This window comes from Nocardia sp. NPDC003726, from assembly GCF_053586955.1.
In genome coordinates this window covers 133,181-147,968 of the sequence record NZ_JBSFNF010000007.1, presented here as the reverse complement: position 1 = coordinate 147,968, position 14,788 = coordinate 133,181, and the positions used below count along the sequence as shown (strand labels likewise).

Below are 14,788 nucleotides of genomic sequence, written 5' to 3'. Positions count from 1 at the left end.
GAATCGGCTGTTGTTGTGAAGTCGGCGCGGGTTGTCGCCGATGTCCCTCGGCGAACCTCCCCCACATCACACCTGGACGCGGCTGGTAGGCGATGAAGATTGTCGCGGGGGCAGCGCCGGGCTGAGTCGGCTGCTGCCGAGGCAGTGGGGACTCGGCGCGGGCGGTCGCCGCCACCATTTCGTGCGTTGCCCTGCATGGACGCGCGCAGTCCGGGGACCGGACTCCTGCTGCTCGGCCGGTGCCGGAACCTAGCTGTGTAGGTGCGCTCGCTGTGGGTGGGCGTGGATCGGATCCGTGGCCCGGCGGTGGGGATGGCGGTTGGTTGCGGCAAAGTGTCCATGTGAGCGAATCGCGTTCGAAGTACACGCCCCGGCCGATGTCCAGTGCGACCACCTATGCGCTCGGTGCGGTCGCTCTCGTGTTGATCGTGTTGATCGTCATCGCGGCGATCCGCTGGGGGCGGGACGACGCGGCCGTCCGGAACGACGGCTACGGGTCGGCGCGCAACGAGACGGTGCACTCGGTGCTCGAGCAGAACGGATCGATTCTGCTCGGCCGCCCGGACGCGAAGAAGACCATCGACATCTTCGAGGACCCGCTGTGCCCCGGCTGCGGCAGCCTGGAGCGCATCTACGGCCAAGAGATCGCGCAGAAGATCGATGAGGGCGCGCTGGCCGTGCGCTATCGCTTGGTGAACTTTCTCGATGCGCGCTCCGGGAGCAAGGATTACTCCACCCGCGCCGTCGCCGCGAACCAGTGTGTGGCCGAGGCGGGTTCGGGACCCGTCTACTCCAAGTTCCACACCGAGCTGTTCACCACCAAGCGCCCCAGTGAAGGCGGCGCCGACCTGAGCAACGAGGAGCTCGCCACGATCGCGGGCGATGCCGGGGCCGCCGAACCCGTCCGGCAATGCATCGCCACCGGAGCCAAGGTCGACGCCGCCCGCGGCAGCGCCATGGCGCAGACGGCGGCGCTCGGCACGGCCTTGGGCGGCTCCGCGGCCACACCCGCGATCTTCGACGGTACGACCAAGGTCGACACCAACGACGAGAACTGGGTGGTCTCGCTCACCCGGTGACCGGCGGACTCCTGCGCTGTTCCCGGCAGGCGACGCTCTCGGTGATTTCCCTCACCAAGCGGGGCTTTCGACACGGCACCGGCTGCCTTCGGCGTCCTGACAAATCCGGGTCTCGGCGGAGGGAAGGGCCGGGACGCCGACTCCACCAAATCGACGCCCCGGCCCGCTCGACGGCGCGACCCGACATCCCCAGCCCCCGAGATCGCCGCCCGCCGAGCTTTCGGTTGGCCTGGGGCCGGGCGACGGCTCCACCTGCCGCCACCCGGCCCGCGCACTCGACAGCGCGATCCGGCCCCCTGCCCCAAGACCGCGCCTCGAGATGTTTCATCACCTGCTAAGACGTTGTGCCGCTACTCGTTTCGTTTTGCGGCCGCCCCGCCAGCGTGCCGACCGATCGCCACCGCGATCCGGCGTCAGGTACATCCGTCTCGCGCCAGGCGACCGCTGGACACTCGGAAACGAACAAACCAGCAACCCCATCTGCTCTGCTCGATCCGAGCGTCCAACCGCCTACCGACCCACACCCCGCACAATCGAAACTACTTCGAACACATGTTCGATACTAACCCCGATCGCCGCCTCCTGTCACCCCCGAATCGAGGCGATTTGGTTGCTGACACACCGTTGGTGTAACTTCATTCAAGCGCGGCGGGGACGCCCGGAGCGCAACCGACCAGGGGCTATGGCGCAGCTGGTAGCGCACCACACTGGCAGTGTGGGGGTCAGGGGTTCGAGTCCCCTTAGCTCCACAAAACATCAGGTCAGGCTCGGTTTTCAACCGGGCCTGACCTGTTTTGTGTGCACAGCCGAGTCTCGGCGCGCCCGGTATGCGGGATTCCGGAGGTCCCGAAAGGTCGGTCATGCCGATACGGCCGGCGAACAGTGCTGTCGGTCAGAGGCGCGTCGCGGTGTGGACGAGATCGGCGACGGCTTTGGATCTGCTGTGTGGTGGCCAAGCGATGACGGTCGTGACGGCTGGTGCGTCTTGCACGGGCACGACGGCGTGCTCGTCGCGTAGCTGGGTTCGCAGCGACTCGGGCACGACCGCGCAGGCCAGTCCGAGGGCGATCAGTTGGAAGAGTTGGGTGTGGTCGCGCACCTGCGGGCCGGGGCCTTCCGGATAGCTGCCGTCCCGTCCAGGCCAGCGCGGCAGGGGCAGGTTCGTCAGAGCGTCGACCTCGGCCAACCGCACATGCGTCCGATTGGCGAGGGGATGTCCCGCAGGCAGGACCACGACTTGATGTTCGGTGTGCAGATCCTCGGTGTCGAATCCGGCTGTCGTGTCGTAGGGCCGGTGGAGCAGAGCGACGTCGGCACGCCCGTTGCGCAGCAGACTTTCCGGCTGGCCCGGCCCGCACAGCATCACCTCGACGGCCGCGGCGTCCGGTTCGGCGGCGTAGGCGTGCAGCAGTTTCGACAACAGTTCGCTGGACGCTCCAGCTTTGGTGGCCAGCACCACACCGGGCTGGTCGGCCGCGGCACGGCGGGTTCGCCGCTCGGCGGCTTCGACCGCGTCGAGGGCGGCCCGGGCCTCCCGCAGCAGCACCGCCCCGGCCTCGGTCAAGGCGATGGCGCGCGAGGTGCGGTGCAGCAGGACGACTCCGAGCCGCCGTTCGAGCTGCTGGATGGCTCGTGACAGTGGTGGTTGCGCGATCGCGAGCCGTTTCGCCGCCCGCCCGAAGTGCAACTCCTCGGCGACGGCGACGAAGTATCGCATCTCCCGCGTCTCCACCGGGTCAGGGTATCCGGCGATGACCACGACCGATATCCGTGCGGTATCGCCGCGCACCCGATCGGTCTTGGACGCCGCACCCGCAGCCGCAGCAGGATCGGCGGTGTGAGTGAACAGACGATCGCGCTGGTGACCGGCGCGAACAAGGGGATCGGATACGAGATCGCCGCCGGCCTGGGCGCGCTCGGCTGGCGAATCGGTGTGGGCGCGCGCGATCGGCAACGGCGCGAGACCGCGGTGGAGAAGCTGCGCGCCGCTGGGACCGATGCGTTCGGCGTTCCGCTCGACGTGACCGACGACGCGAGCGTGGCCGCGGCGGCCGGATTGATCGCCGACCATGCCGGAGGGCTCGATGTTCTGGTCAACAACGCCGCGATCACCGGCGGTATGCCGCAGACGCCGGCCACGGTCGATGCCGCGACCGTGCGAATCGTCGTGGAAACCAACGTGATCGGCGTCATCAGGGTCACCAACGCGATGCTGCCGATGCTGCGCGCCTCGGCCGCACCGCGGATCGTCAACATGTCCAGCAGCGTCGGCTCGCTCACCCTGCAAACCACACCCGGCGTCGACATGGGCCCGGTTCCCGCCGCCTACTTGGCCTCGAAGACCTTCCTCAACGCCCTTACTATCCAATACGTCAAGGAACTGGGTGATACCAACATCCTGATCAACTCCGGCTGTCCCGGTTTCACCGCCACCGACCTCAACGGCTTCCGAGGCGTCCGCACACCGCAACAGGGCGCGGCCATCGCGATTCGCCTCGCGACCCTGCCCGACGACGGGCCGACCGGCGGATTCTTCGACGACGCCGGAACGGTGCCCTGGTGACGGACACGCCGGTGCCCGCCATTCCCCTTCTCGAGGTCAGCGGCGCGTCGCGCGTCGGAGGAGAAGCAAGACCACCGCAAAGGCGGTCAGGTACGACGAGTTCGGGCTCACTCGATCCCGAATTCCGCTCTGATCGCGGCGAACAGCGTGTCCACCTCGGAGCCGAAGACCAACGCGGTGGTGTACAGCGTCGTCATCGCGGCTTCGAGGGCGTCGGGTCGGCAGGCGTCGATGATGGTGGGCAGCGCGAAGGACGGGCGGTGGATCGGGCCCGGATCGAAGGGGTTCGCCGCCGCACCGGCCGGACCCATCGTTGCTTCGATGGCTCCCACGTGCTCGTCGTCCGGCGGGCCGAAGTCCTCGTCGTGCAGCCGGGTCATGGCCGCGTCCGCGTCGTCGAACGGGGGCGGTAGCGGTCGGCCGTCCCGCAGCGCCGCCAGGGCGGGTCGTACCCACGGCCGGTCGGTGAGCCCGGCTTTCGCGCAAGCCTTCGCCGCTGACCAGCGTGCCAGTCGCCGCAACTCGGGATCACCCATGCCGGCGATCGCCTCGGCGAGCGCGCGGTCGTGGCGGGCCAGGTCTTCCGCGCCGGGGTGATCTTCGAGCCGGGGTATCGGCTCCCCACCCCAGCGCCGTCGCTGGAAAGCGGCCGCTTGCTCCGCCAGTTCATCGATGTGCAGGCGGCGCGAGCCTTCGTCGTCGACTACGACGACCCATTCCTCCGCGCCGTGGACCGGCGCGGTGACCTCGGGTAGCGGGACATCCTCGGGCACACCGTATCCGGGCATGTCCCACTGCACAGCAGGCAGCGGTTCACTGCCGTCGTCCGGCCATAACCGGATACGCCACACATCGCCGGGTTCGGTCGACCCGGGCCAGCCATAGTTGACGAATCCGCGGCCGCTGACCTCGATCAGGTACTCGCCCTTCGGCACAGGGCAGTCGGCCGCGCCGTCGACCGGCGACGAGAGGCACAGTGTGCTCTCCTGTCCGACTCGCAACCTCGTCTCGCACACCTGCTGCCATTCGGCGCGGTCGTCGGGCGGACGCTCGTCCCACAGCTGAACCGTCACCGGCATCCGGAAGTTGTTCTGGTGCGGGCTCAACACCAGCACCGCGAGCCCATCGGAGGCGAAAGGATGCGCCGCTAGTGCGCGGTCGAGCAGTTCGAGTTCATCGACCGGACCATCGATGCCGCCGTCGATGCGAAACTGTCCGTAATCCATGAACAGGTATACGGTTTCCTCGCTGACCGGTTGCCTCGACCTGGTGCTCACTGCGTCATCTTGGCAGGCGAGCAATGCCCCTGCGCGAGGGCGACGTTCCCGGTCAGGGGAGTCCGCATGCCGGATTCTCATCCTTGGCCGCCGAGTCGCCGCCGATCGTGGTCAGACGGCGACCCGGTCCGTGGCGAGGAAATCGTCGACGAAGCCCAGCGCGCGGGCTTCCAAGCCCGCGTAGTGGGCTTCGCGGACGGCGCCGGTGAGGGCTTCGTCGAGCAGAAGGTTGCCCGCCGCGTCCAGGCGCTGCCGCTTCTCCTCCGCGCCGGGCAACAGCCCCACCGATGAATGGGTGAGGCCGCAGTAGTAGGCGATGCCGTCGTCGAGTTGCGCGCTGAGCGCATCCTGCATGAGTTCCACGACCGCGTCGTCGTCCGCCGCGCCCGCCAGGCCCAGCCACAGCATCCGCTTGCCCGCGAGCCGGGATTTGCTGCGGCCGTAGGCGAATCCGTAGTTCCACACCCGATCGATCCAGCCCTTCAGAATCGCCGGGACCTGCATCCAGTACACCGGGAACACCGCGACGATCACGTCGGCGGCGAGGATGCGCCGCATATGGCTCTCGACCTCGGGGGAGTACGCCTTCTCTCGATTGCCCCATTCCGGGAGGTCGGCCGCGGTCATGCGGGGATCGAAGTTCTCGGCGTGCAGGTCCAGCAGGTCGATTCGGTAGCCCGCCGCGGTGAGCCGCCGGGTGGCCAGCCGGGCGATGTGGGCGGTCAGCGAACTGGGCCGGGGGTGAGCGACGACGACCAGTGCGGTGCGAGTGGTCGCGGTATCCACGGTCGGGTTGTGTTGCACGAGGGCCTCCCTGGTGGGTCCGGAGTTCCGGACGATCGGTTGTGCGGTCCGGACTTCATTCCACACTGGCGACCATGGACGATCTATGGGTAAAGATCTACATTTGATAGGAGTTCGTCTACGCTGATGGCGTGGACCCTTTGAGCAAACTGTTGGGTGGCATCCGTGCCGAAGGCGCCGTGCTCACCACCGCGGTCCTGGAAGCACCGTGGAGCATCCGGTTCGCCGACGAGGCGCCGCTGACCATGGTGACCGTGCTGCGCGGTGGGGGAACACTGCTGCTGCCGGGCGGTGTTGAGCGCCGGATCACGATGGGGGACACCGCGGTAGTGCGCGGCCCGGAACCATTCGTCCTCGTCGACCGCCCAGATACTGTCGGCCTGCCGCACGAGCAATACGAGGTCGCCTGCTTCGCGCCGGAGGCGAAATGCGATCCCGCGCTCGACGGCGGTCGCTGGGGCAACACCCCCGCCGGTGAGACCACCACTCTCATCGTCGGCGCCTATCGGGCGTCCGGCCGGCGCCACGAACGGCTGTTGCGTGCCATACCGCCCGTCTTGGTCGTGACCGACGATGTGGAGGTGTGCGCGTGGATGGAGTCGATCGCCGCGGACGCGGCCAAGCGTCCGGCCGGTGCGCAGGCGATGATGGACCGGCTGCTCGACTGGGCTCTGGTGTGCACGCTGCGCGACTGGTTCGATGAGCTGGACGCCGACGCGCCGGGTTGGTATCGCGGTCCGGCCGATCCGGTGGTGGGGCCGGCATTGGCGGCCATGCATGGAAAGCCCGCCGCCGGTTGGACGGTCGCGTCGCTGGCGTCCGAGGCAGGGGTATCGCGGGCGCTGTTCGCACGGCGGTTTTCCGAGGTCATGGGGCAGTCGCCCGTGGCGTATCTCACCGAATGCCGGATGGACGAGGCGGAGGAACTCCTGGCCGACCGCAGTCTCACCGTGGCGCAGGTGGCGAAGGCCGTCGGTTACGCCGACGCTTTCGGTTTCAGTGCGGCGTTCAAGCGACATCGGGGCATCCGCCCCAGCGAATTCCGCGCCACCGCCGATCTCGGAGCGTGAACCGGCACGGAACCTGTGTCGAAGCAGGAGGTGGTCTGGTGGCCTGCTCTCGCGAAAGCCTCTGCGGCTGCCACAGCGATGTGGCGGCGATATCTCGCTGCCAGCGCGGCTACAGTCTCGCCGCGGTGGCTGCGGGTTCTCGAAACCGGCTGCCAGCGGCGACTGCGTGAGGCGGCAGCCGGGATCGATCAAGAGCCCATGCTCGAGAGGCGCCCGGGGTCTGGTCCGCACCGGCATTCGTCCGATGAGCACCGCCAATCGCTGACCTGGGGGCGCACCGCCGCGACCGAGGCATCGAGATGGGCAGGTGGGTTCCCGGCGGACTTGGGTATCCGGTCGGTGTCCCGCGGCGCTTCCGTCGTGGCACATGGGATGGGAGGAGCACCATGACCCACACCGGCCTTTCCGGCACCGCCGGGCGCATCGCCCACAACAGCGTGTTCGCGCGGTTCGCCCGCGCGGGCTACGTCATGTCCGGCCTCGTGCACCTGCTCATCGGCTACATCGCCATCCGGCTGGCCTTCGGCGGCGGGGGGAACGCCGATCAGTCCGGCGCGATGGCCGAGCTGGCGAACAAGCCGGGCGGCACGATCACGCTCTGGGTAGCTGCGGCCGCGTTCGTCGTGATGGCGCTGTGGCGGCTGATGGAGGCTGTCTTCGGCAAAGCGTCCGAACCGGCGGCCGACAGCAAGAAGTCCGAGGCGTTCGACCGCGTCAAGGCGTTCTCCCTGTTCGCGGTCTACACGGGATTGGCTGTCACCGCGTTCCGTTTCGCCCATGGCAGTGGGCGGTCGAGCAGCAGCCAGAGTGTGGGGCTCACGGCGCGGTTGATGCAGAACACGGCCGGCGCGATCGCTCTCGTCGTGGGCGGGCTGGTCATCATCGCGGTCGGCGGCTATCACGTGTACAAGGGCGCCACGCGGAACTTCCTCGACGACCTGCGCGGACCGCAGAGCGCGTTCGTGCGGCGGCTGGGCACGGCAGGCTACATCGCGAAGGGGCTGGCCGTCGCCGCGGTCGGGTTGCTGGTGATTCTCGCGGCGACCGAATCCGATCCGAACAAGTCCGCCGGACTGGACGGAGCCATCAAGACGCTCGGCGCGCAACCGTTCGGCGTGGCCCTGCTCCTGATCGCCGGGCTGGGCATCATCACTTACGGGCTCTACAGCTTCGTCATGGCCCGCAGCGCCAAGATGTGACGACAGCTACCGCGCAGCGGTCAGCAGCCTCGGTTGGCGCCACAGGTCGTCGAGCTCCTCGGGGAGATCCGGGACCGATCGACCGTAGGACGCGGCCAGCTCGCTCGGACTCTCGGCTCGCACCGACCAGCCGTGCTCGGCCAGCCACCGGGCCGGATCGGCCCGTTCGTCGTCGTAGAACAGCTCGGCCGGATCGACGTCCCCGAACGGGTTGTAGCGGCCGAAATACTTGGACTCCACATTCGCGAAGCGTTTGACGTCGACTCCGGCCACGAAGCTCTCCACGGCCAGCCTGCTGCCGGGCGCGGACAGTGCGTCGATGTGTTCGAACAACCTGTCCTGTGCCGCACCGGGAAGATAGGGCAACAGTCCCTCGGCCGACCACGCGGTCGGCGCGGCCGGGTCGAAGCCGGCGCCGCGCAGCGCGGCGGGCCAGTCTTCGCGCAGGTCCACCGGCACCGTGCGTCGCTCGGCCTTGGCTCGCGCGCCGTGCTCGGTGAGCACCTTCTCCTTGAATTCCAGCACTTTGGGCTGATCGATCTCGAACACCGTCGTCCCCGCGGGCCAGTTCAGGCGCTGTGCCCGCGCGTCCAGTCCCGCCGCTACGATCACGGCTTGCCGAACGCCCGCGGCCGCGGCCGAGAGGAAGAAGTCGTCGAAGAACTTCGTTCGCAAGCCCATGAACCCGGGGACCAGCGGTATGTCGTCGAGCGGGGAGGGGTCCGCCAAGAGTCCGGTGAAGTGCGGGTGGCCCGAAGCCGCGACGAACAGCGGTGCGTAGTCGTCCCGGATCAGCGGATCGGGAGCGGCTGTCTCCAGGGCCCGGAACGTCGCGACCCCCAACGCGGTGAGCCCGACACTACTGACGATGTCCCATACGTCTCCGTCGGTGCGCATCGGTCAGACCACCGCCGCGGTCTCGTGCTCGAGCACTTCGCTGGCCGCGCGTTCGCCGGAGCGGATGGCCCCGTCGATCCAGCCGCACATGACCGCGGAACTCTCGGTGCCCGCCCAGTGGATACGGCCGCACGGCTCACGCAGGGCATGGCCGAATTGCGTGAGCACGCCGGTGGGCGCGTGACTGAGCATCCCGCCGCCGGAATAACGCTCCGCACTCCAATCCTGCTCGATGTAGTCGACCGGTGCGCCTGCCTTCCGGCCGAATCGCTCGACGAGGGCGTCGAGGATCGCGCGCCTGCGTTCCGTCTCGTCGAGCCGGGCGATCTGCCGCGCGAGCGGTCCCTCGATGATGACGCACAGGACACCGGGCCGCCCGGTGTCCGTGCACGCGTCGATGGTGATCGTCGCGGGGGAGCCCGGCGCGGCGGACTGCCCCGACAAGCCGTCGTCGCGCCAGAACGGCTCGTCGTACACGACGGAGACCTTGATGATCGAACCGCTCGGCATGCGCTGATGCAGGAACATGCGGTCGGCGGGCAGCATCGGTTTGTACGAGATCTGGCCGGCGACCGCGAGGGGCACGGTCACGATCGCCCGGCGCGCCCGCACCCTCAGGTCCGACGCGCGCACCGTCACTCCCGAATCGTCCTGGTGGATGCAGCGGACCGGCTGCGAAAGGTGGATCGCGTCGCCGAGTTCGGCGGCCATCGGCCGGTAGATCGCGCCCATGCCCCCGATCGGCCGCGCATCCTGCGCCGCGTCCTTGACCCCGAGGACGAAGCCCGGCCCGCCGCCGGAAGCCATCTGATACAGGACGAACAGCAAGGAGACCTCCGAAGCCGCCGAGGTGTAGCAACCGGCGACGGCGGTCTCGAGCAGATCGTGCGCGGGCTTGGACAGGACGTTGGCTTCCAGCCAGTGCGCCAGGCTGACCTGATCCCATTTGTCGGCCTTCTTCGCCGCCCACGGCGCTTCCAGCGGCACCGACTTGCACATGTGTCCCAGCTCGAGGAAGACGGCGCCGAGGTTCATCGCCGCCCACGGGCTCATCGTCCACGGGATCGTTCCGGTGTAGCGGTGCTGCTTGCCGTCGACCACCATCATGGCCTCGCCGCCGGTGTACTGCTTGTAGCTCGAGACGCCGAACTCGGTCATCAGCGCTTGCACGCGGTCCTGACCCGGCCCGATCCAGGCGCCGCCGCGATCGATCCAGCACCCGTCGTCGCGCACCTGGGTGAAGGTGCGCCCGCCGAGCCGGTCCCTGGCCTCGAGCAGCGCCACCGATCGACCCATCTGTTTCAGCCGCAGCGCGGCCGTCAATCCGGCGAATCCCCCGCCGATTACGCAAAAGTCGACGTCTGTCATGGCGTGCCGTCCTCGGGTTGCAGTTCGCGCACAGCCGCCGTGTCCCTGCGCTCGACCGGCGCACTCGACACAGCGGGTGCGATTCGCCTTCGATCAGGTCAACGCGTCGAAATAACGGGGCAATTCTATAGCAACCCATAGCGGCCGGTCATCTCGAGCCGTTTCCGGTGCGGACGCCCTTCGAGCTGCTTAGGCTCACGGATTCTGTTGTTCGAACCGCCTGGAGCTTCTCCGATGACGATGCCCACGTCCTCCGCGCACAGCCGCGCACCGCACGGTTCGCCGATCGACACCGACGGCCCCCGAATCCCTTTGTTCGCCGACGAATTCGCCGCGGACCCGCACGGTGCCTATCGCGCGATGCGGGAGCGGTACGGATCGCTGGCGCCGGTGGAACTGGCGCCGGGCGTGCCGGCCACCTTGGTGCTGGGGTATCACACCGCCGTGCGGATCTTGAACGATCCCGACCACTTTCCGGCCGACCCCCGCGCCTGGGAGCAGGACATCGCCGCCGACTGTCCGGTGCTGCCGATGATGCAGTGGCGGCCGAACGCGTTGCGCAACGCCGGAGCCGAGCATGCCCGTTATCGGCAAGCCAATGTCGCGGGTCTGGCCAAGGTCGATCTGTACGGCCTGCACGACACCGTCGCGCAGCTGGCGACACCGCTGATCAACTCGTTCTGCGCGGACGGGTCGGCGGATATCGTGCGCCAGTACGCTTTTCCGCTCGCCTTCGCGGTGCTGAACGCCATGCTGGGGTGTCCGGCCGAGATCGCGCAGCGCGCCGCGAGCGGTATGGCCGCGATCTTCGAGGGCGTCGACGCGGAGCAGGGGAACAAGATGCTCATCGGCTCGCTGGGTGAGCTGACGGTGTTGAAACGGGCCGAGCCAGGTGACGACATCACGACGCGGATACTCCGGCACCCGACCGGGCTGAGCGACACCGAAGTCGTGCACCAGCTGGGGACGCTCTACGGCGCGGGGATCGAGCCGCAGCTGAATCTGATAGTCAACACGCTCTTGCTCATCCTCACCGACGAGCGGTTCGGCGGCAGCGTGCTCGGCGGCAGCCTGTCGAGCCGGGACGCGCTGGACGAGGTGCTGTTCAACGATCCCCCGATGGCGAACTTCTGCTTCAGTTTCCCGAAGCAGCCCATCCTGATCGACGATGTCTGGTTGCCCGCCCACCAACCGGTCGTGATCAGCATCGCCGCCTGCAACACCGATCCCGCGATCCGCGCCGAACGGTACTCGGGCAACCGCGCCCATCTGGCGTTCGGCGGCGGCCCGCACGCGTGCCCGGCGAATTCGCTGGCGTACCTGATCGCCCAGGACGCCATCGATCAACTGCTCGACGCGCTGCCCGAGCTGCGGCTCGCGGTCCCGGTCGAGGAGCTGACCTGGCGTCCCGGCCCGTTCCATCGAGCGCTGACCGCCCTGCCGGTGGTGTTCCCGGCGTCGCTGCCGTTGCCGCTGCCGTAACCGGGGGTCGAAGGGTTCTGTGCCACACGAGGGGTGGCGGGATCGAGCTACGCGCCGCCGAGCAGTAGCCGGTAACGGCTCTCCAGCCCGTCCAACAGGCATTCCAGGCCGACTTCGAAAGCGTCTCGATCGATCCGCTGCTGCCGCTCGGCCAGCAGGTGTGCCTCGTTCAGATGCGGATAGGCGTCGGCGTAGACCGCGGCGTCGGAGGGGAATCCTCCGGCGAACGATCCCAGCGACGCTCCGGTGAGGAAATAGCGCATGGTGGTGCCGACCGTGGTGGCCTCCCGGCGCGGCCAGCCCGCGGCGACGAGGCCGCCGAAGACCGCGTCGGCCATGCGCAAGGCGTTGGGCCGGTGACCGGGACCGCTCGCCAAGGCGGGCACGATGTGCGGATGCGCCGCCATGGCGGCGCGGTAGGAGCGGGCCCACTCACGCAACGACGAGCGCCAGTCGGGATGCTCGGCCGACAATCCCTCGAACATCGAGACGTCGACCTCGCCGAGCACGGCGTCGACCACCGCATCGATGAGGTCGTCCTTGGTGCGGACGTGGTTGTACAGCGACGGACCCTGCACGCCCAGCTCGGTGGCCAGCCGCCGCGTCGAGACAGCGGCCAGGCCCTCGGCGTCGACCAGGGCGAGGGCGGTGTCGATGATGCGGTCGCGGGTCAGCAGCGGCCGGCGGGGGCGTGCCATGGGTCTCCTTTCGGTTCTGGCATTGTCGCAGGCACACGCCCGGATACTTGCACCGCTAGTTTCGCGCCCGGCTCACCTCGTGCGCTCGTGGCCGGCCGCGGACGCGGCGATTGTGTCGCCACACCGGCGGCAGGATTATCCGAGTGCGATGACCAGGGTGGGCGCGCCGTGCGCGATGATGGTGTGCCGTGGCGGATTACATGGCGGTCTTCGATCGGGTCCGGGGTTCTCTGCTGGGTGGGGCGGTGGGTGACGCGCTCGGCTGGCCGATCGAATTCCTGCGGCTGGAGCAGATCCGGCAGCGGTACGGCGACGAAGGCGTGACGGGCTTCCTGCCTCAGCACGCCGAGGACGCGCCGCAGCAGGTCACCGACGACACCCAGATGACCCTGTTCACCGCGGAGGGGCTGTTGCGTTCCGCGCCCGGCGCGGACCCGGTGCCCGCGTTGCGCCGAGCGTATCTGCGCTGGTTGCAGACGCAGCGGCAGGAGGAGCCCGCACCCCACGTGGACGGGTGGCTGGCGAGCCTGCCGTTCCTGTACGCGGTGCGGGCGCCAGGGAACGCGTGCATGTCCGGTCTCGGGCAGCAGTCACGGGGATATCTCGCACCGGTCGCGCTCGGCGGGAGCGGGCCGGTGAATCCGCATTCGAAGGGATGCGGCACCGTCATGCGGTCGGCGCCCTTCGGATTGTGCGGAATGGGGGCTGATCTCGCGTTCACCACCGCCGCGCGGGCGGCGCAGCTGACCCATGGGCATCCGACGGGGTATCTCGCCGCAGGGGCGTTCGCGGCATTGGTCGACCGGGTCGTGAGCGGGATCGAGCTGCCGATCGCGTTGCGGGACACGATCGCCCAGCTCGCCGCCGTCCCTTCGAGCGCGGAGACGGTTGCGGCGCTGACCCGGGCCGTGGAATTGTCCGAGCATCCCGTCTCCGCCGAGCAGGTCGAGCTGGTGGGGGAAGGGTGGGTCGCCGAGGAATGCCTGGCCATCGCGGTGTACTGCGCTTTGCACGCGGTCAGGACCGGCGATGCCCGCGCGGCACTGCTGCTCGCGGTGAACCACTCCGGGGATTCCGATTCCACGGGCGCGGTGGCGGGGAATCTGATCGGGGCGGTCCACGGCGTCTCCGGACTGCCGATCGAGTGGGCGGCGGCGGTCGAGGGCCGCGACGCGCTGGTGCAGGTCGCCGACGACCTCGTGATGAATTTCGGGCTCGGCGACCGGTCGGGGCTCGCCGCCCGCTATCCCGTCGACGAGGGTCTGTGAGAACCGCGTAGTCGCAGGCAGACTCGGAGCGGTCACGCCGGGGGCAGGGCGGCCCGCGTCCTCACGCGCCGAGGGCGCGCGCCAGGTGGGGCCACGAATCGTGGAGGTCGGTCTCGAACTGACCCCAGGTGTGCGAGCCTTCCGCGCGGTTCACATGGATCGCGGGCAGCCCGAGTTCGTCGAGACGATCGGCGAAGGCCGCCGTGCAGGAGCTGGCTATCGCCTCGATGGGTGGAAAGGGCAGGCCGCGATCGATCGCGCCGGGAGTGCCGGAGGCGGCCGACAAGTAGATCGTCTTCCCGGCCAGAGCGGCCGCGTTGGCGAAAGCGTCGTGCGCACGCCAGATCACTTCGCCCGGAGCGCCCCACATATTCGCCGGATTGCCGCCGCCTCGGATGACCTGCGCGCTCACCATCGCCGCGCCCACGGCGTCGGCGGCCCACGGGCATCCGCTGTAGGCCGCCACCGCGTCGTACACGTCGGGCGCCTGGATCGCGAGGTCGACGGCGGATCCGGCGCTCATCGACACTCCCGCGATCGCGTTGCGCCCGGTCGTGCCGAGTTCGGCGTCGAGCGTCGCGGGAAGCTCCCGCGTGAGATAGGTCTGCCAGCGGTTGCGCCCGACCGCCGGATCGTCGGCGAGCCAGTCGGTGTACATGCTGTAGGCGCCGCCGACCGGCATCACCACGTTGACGTGCTTGTCGGCGAAGAACTCCCGCACGTCGGTGTCGTCCCACCACGAGATTCCGTCGACTCCACCGCCGATGCCGGTGAGCAGGTACAGCGTGGGCGCGGGACCGCCACCCGCCGCGCGGATCACCCGATTGGTGACCACCCGATCCATGGACGGCGAATAGACATCGATCTGGGAAACCGAGCCGCCGAGCGGAACTTGCCCGACCACGTGCTCCCGTGCGGGCTCGGCTCCGGCAGGGGCGAGGGAAAGGAAGGACGCCGCGACAGCGGTCGCGAGCGCGCTGACGAGCGCGCCCGAATACCTAGAAGCACTCACTATTCCGGTGTACCCGCCTCCGACGCCAGTACGCCTGCGACTGCGGAGGATTCACGGTTGTCCCCATCGAA

The 14,788-nt window shown here is 68.8% G+C and carries 13 protein-coding genes and 1 tRNA gene; 7 read left to right on the top strand and 7 right to left on the bottom strand.

What is annotated here, in order from left to right:
* Positions 1-341: 341 nt before the first annotated feature.
* Entirely contained in the window at positions 342-1,079 is a 738-nt protein-coding gene (locus tag ACWDMM_RS12125) for a DsbA family protein (protein WP_449937277.1), read from the top strand.
* Positions 1,080-1,755: 676 nt separating this feature from the next.
* Positions 1,756-1,828, top strand: a tRNA-Ala gene (locus ACWDMM_RS12120).
* A gap of 143 nt (positions 1,829-1,971) precedes the next feature.
* On the opposite strand, the gene ACWDMM_RS12115 is transcribed toward ACWDMM_RS12120, so the two are convergent.
* Positions 1,972-2,811, bottom strand: coding sequence for a LysR family transcriptional regulator (locus tag ACWDMM_RS12115; RefSeq protein ID WP_195078507.1), 840 nt, complete (start codon positions 2,809-2,811; stop codon positions 1,972-1,974).
* Positions 2,812-2,916: 105 nt separating this feature from the next.
* On the opposite strand from ACWDMM_RS12115, the gene ACWDMM_RS12110 reads away from it, so the two are divergent.
* On the top strand, positions 2,917-3,642 hold the full coding sequence (locus ACWDMM_RS12110; protein WP_195078508.1) for an SDR family oxidoreductase: 726 nt from the start codon (positions 2,917-2,919) through the stop codon (positions 3,640-3,642).
* A 107-nt stretch (positions 3,643-3,749) separates the two neighbouring features.
* Here the strand turns inward: ACWDMM_RS12110 and ACWDMM_RS12105 are convergent, their stop codons facing one another.
* Entirely contained in the window at positions 3,750-4,919 is a 1,170-nt protein-coding gene (locus ACWDMM_RS12105) for a hypothetical protein (protein WP_323124179.1), read from the bottom strand.
* A 111-nt stretch (positions 4,920-5,030) separates the two neighbouring features.
* Positions 5,031-5,723 carry an NAD(P)H oxidoreductase gene (locus tag ACWDMM_RS12100; RefSeq protein ID WP_195078509.1) on the bottom strand — a complete coding sequence of 231 codons (693 nt, stop codon included), beginning with the start codon at positions 5,721-5,723 and terminating at the stop codon, positions 5,031-5,033.
* 131 nt (positions 5,724-5,854) lie between these two features.
* On the opposite strand from ACWDMM_RS12100, the gene ACWDMM_RS12095 reads away from it, so the two are divergent.
* Positions 5,855-6,793: an AraC family transcriptional regulator gene (locus ACWDMM_RS12095; RefSeq protein ID WP_357108355.1), complete on the top strand. Its 939-nt coding sequence runs from the start codon at positions 5,855-5,857 to the stop codon at positions 6,791-6,793.
* A gap of 386 nt (positions 6,794-7,179) precedes the next feature.
* On the top strand, positions 7,180-7,992 hold the full coding sequence (locus ACWDMM_RS12090) for a DUF1206 domain-containing protein (RefSeq protein ID WP_195078511.1): 813 nt from the start codon (positions 7,180-7,182) through the stop codon (positions 7,990-7,992).
* Positions 7,993-7,998: 6 nt separating this feature from the next.
* Here ACWDMM_RS12090 and ACWDMM_RS12085 read toward each other — a convergent pair whose 3' ends face one another.
* Both ACWDMM_RS12085 and ACWDMM_RS12080 read right to left on the bottom strand, forming a co-directional pair.
* The gene (locus ACWDMM_RS12085) at positions 7,999-8,889 is read right to left on the bottom strand and encodes a class I SAM-dependent methyltransferase (RefSeq protein ID WP_195078512.1); all 891 of its coding nucleotides are present in this window, start codon (positions 8,887-8,889) and stop codon (positions 7,999-8,001) included.
* A gap of 3 nt (positions 8,890-8,892) precedes the next feature.
* A complete protein-coding gene (locus ACWDMM_RS12080; protein ID WP_195078513.1) occupies positions 8,893-10,257 on the bottom strand; it encodes a flavin monoamine oxidase family protein in 1,365 nt (454 codons plus the stop codon).
* Positions 10,258-10,491: 234 nt separating this feature from the next.
* On the opposite strand from ACWDMM_RS12080, the gene ACWDMM_RS12075 reads away from it, so the two are divergent.
* Positions 10,492-11,739, top strand: a complete 1,248-nt coding sequence (locus ACWDMM_RS12075; protein WP_357108360.1) for a cytochrome P450 — start codon at positions 10,492-10,494, stop codon at positions 11,737-11,739.
* 47 nt (positions 11,740-11,786) lie between these two features.
* Here the strand turns inward: ACWDMM_RS12075 and ACWDMM_RS12070 are convergent, their stop codons facing one another.
* Positions 11,787-12,437 (bottom strand): TetR/AcrR family transcriptional regulator, encoded by a 651-nt coding sequence (locus ACWDMM_RS12070; protein WP_195078515.1) that lies wholly within the window; start codon positions 12,435-12,437, stop codon positions 11,787-11,789.
* 188 nt (positions 12,438-12,625) lie between these two features.
* On the opposite strand from ACWDMM_RS12070, the gene ACWDMM_RS12065 reads away from it, so the two are divergent.
* The gene (locus ACWDMM_RS12065) at positions 12,626-13,705 is read left to right on the top strand and encodes an ADP-ribosylglycohydrolase family protein (protein WP_323124180.1); all 1,080 of its coding nucleotides are present in this window, start codon (positions 12,626-12,628) and stop codon (positions 13,703-13,705) included.
* Positions 13,706-13,766: 61 nt separating this feature from the next.
* Here the strand turns inward: ACWDMM_RS12065 and ACWDMM_RS12060 are convergent, their stop codons facing one another.
* Positions 13,767-14,717 carry an alpha/beta hydrolase gene (locus ACWDMM_RS12060; protein WP_323124181.1) on the bottom strand — a complete coding sequence of 317 codons (951 nt, stop codon included), beginning with the start codon at positions 14,715-14,717 and terminating at the stop codon, positions 13,767-13,769.
* Positions 14,718-14,788 lie beyond the last annotated feature (71 nt).

Coding starts and splice junctions, on each gene's coding strand:
- ACWDMM_RS12085 (WP_195078512.1), bottom strand. CDS start 8,889: ATGCGCACCGACGGAGACGTATGGGACATCGTCAGTAGTGTCGGGCTC.
- ACWDMM_RS12070 (WP_195078515.1), bottom strand. CDS start 12,437: ATGGCACGCCCCCGCCGGCCGCTGCTGACCCGCGACCGCATCATCGAC.
- ACWDMM_RS12075 (WP_357108360.1), top strand. CDS start 10,492: ATGACGATGCCCACGTCCTCCGCGCACAGCCGCGCACCGCACGGTTCG.
- ACWDMM_RS12080 (WP_195078513.1), bottom strand. CDS start 10,257: ATGACAGACGTCGACTTTTGCGTAATCGGCGGGGGATTCGCCGGATTG.
- ACWDMM_RS12090 (WP_195078511.1), top strand. CDS start 7,180: ATGACCCACACCGGCCTTTCCGGCACCGCCGGGCGCATCGCCCACAAC.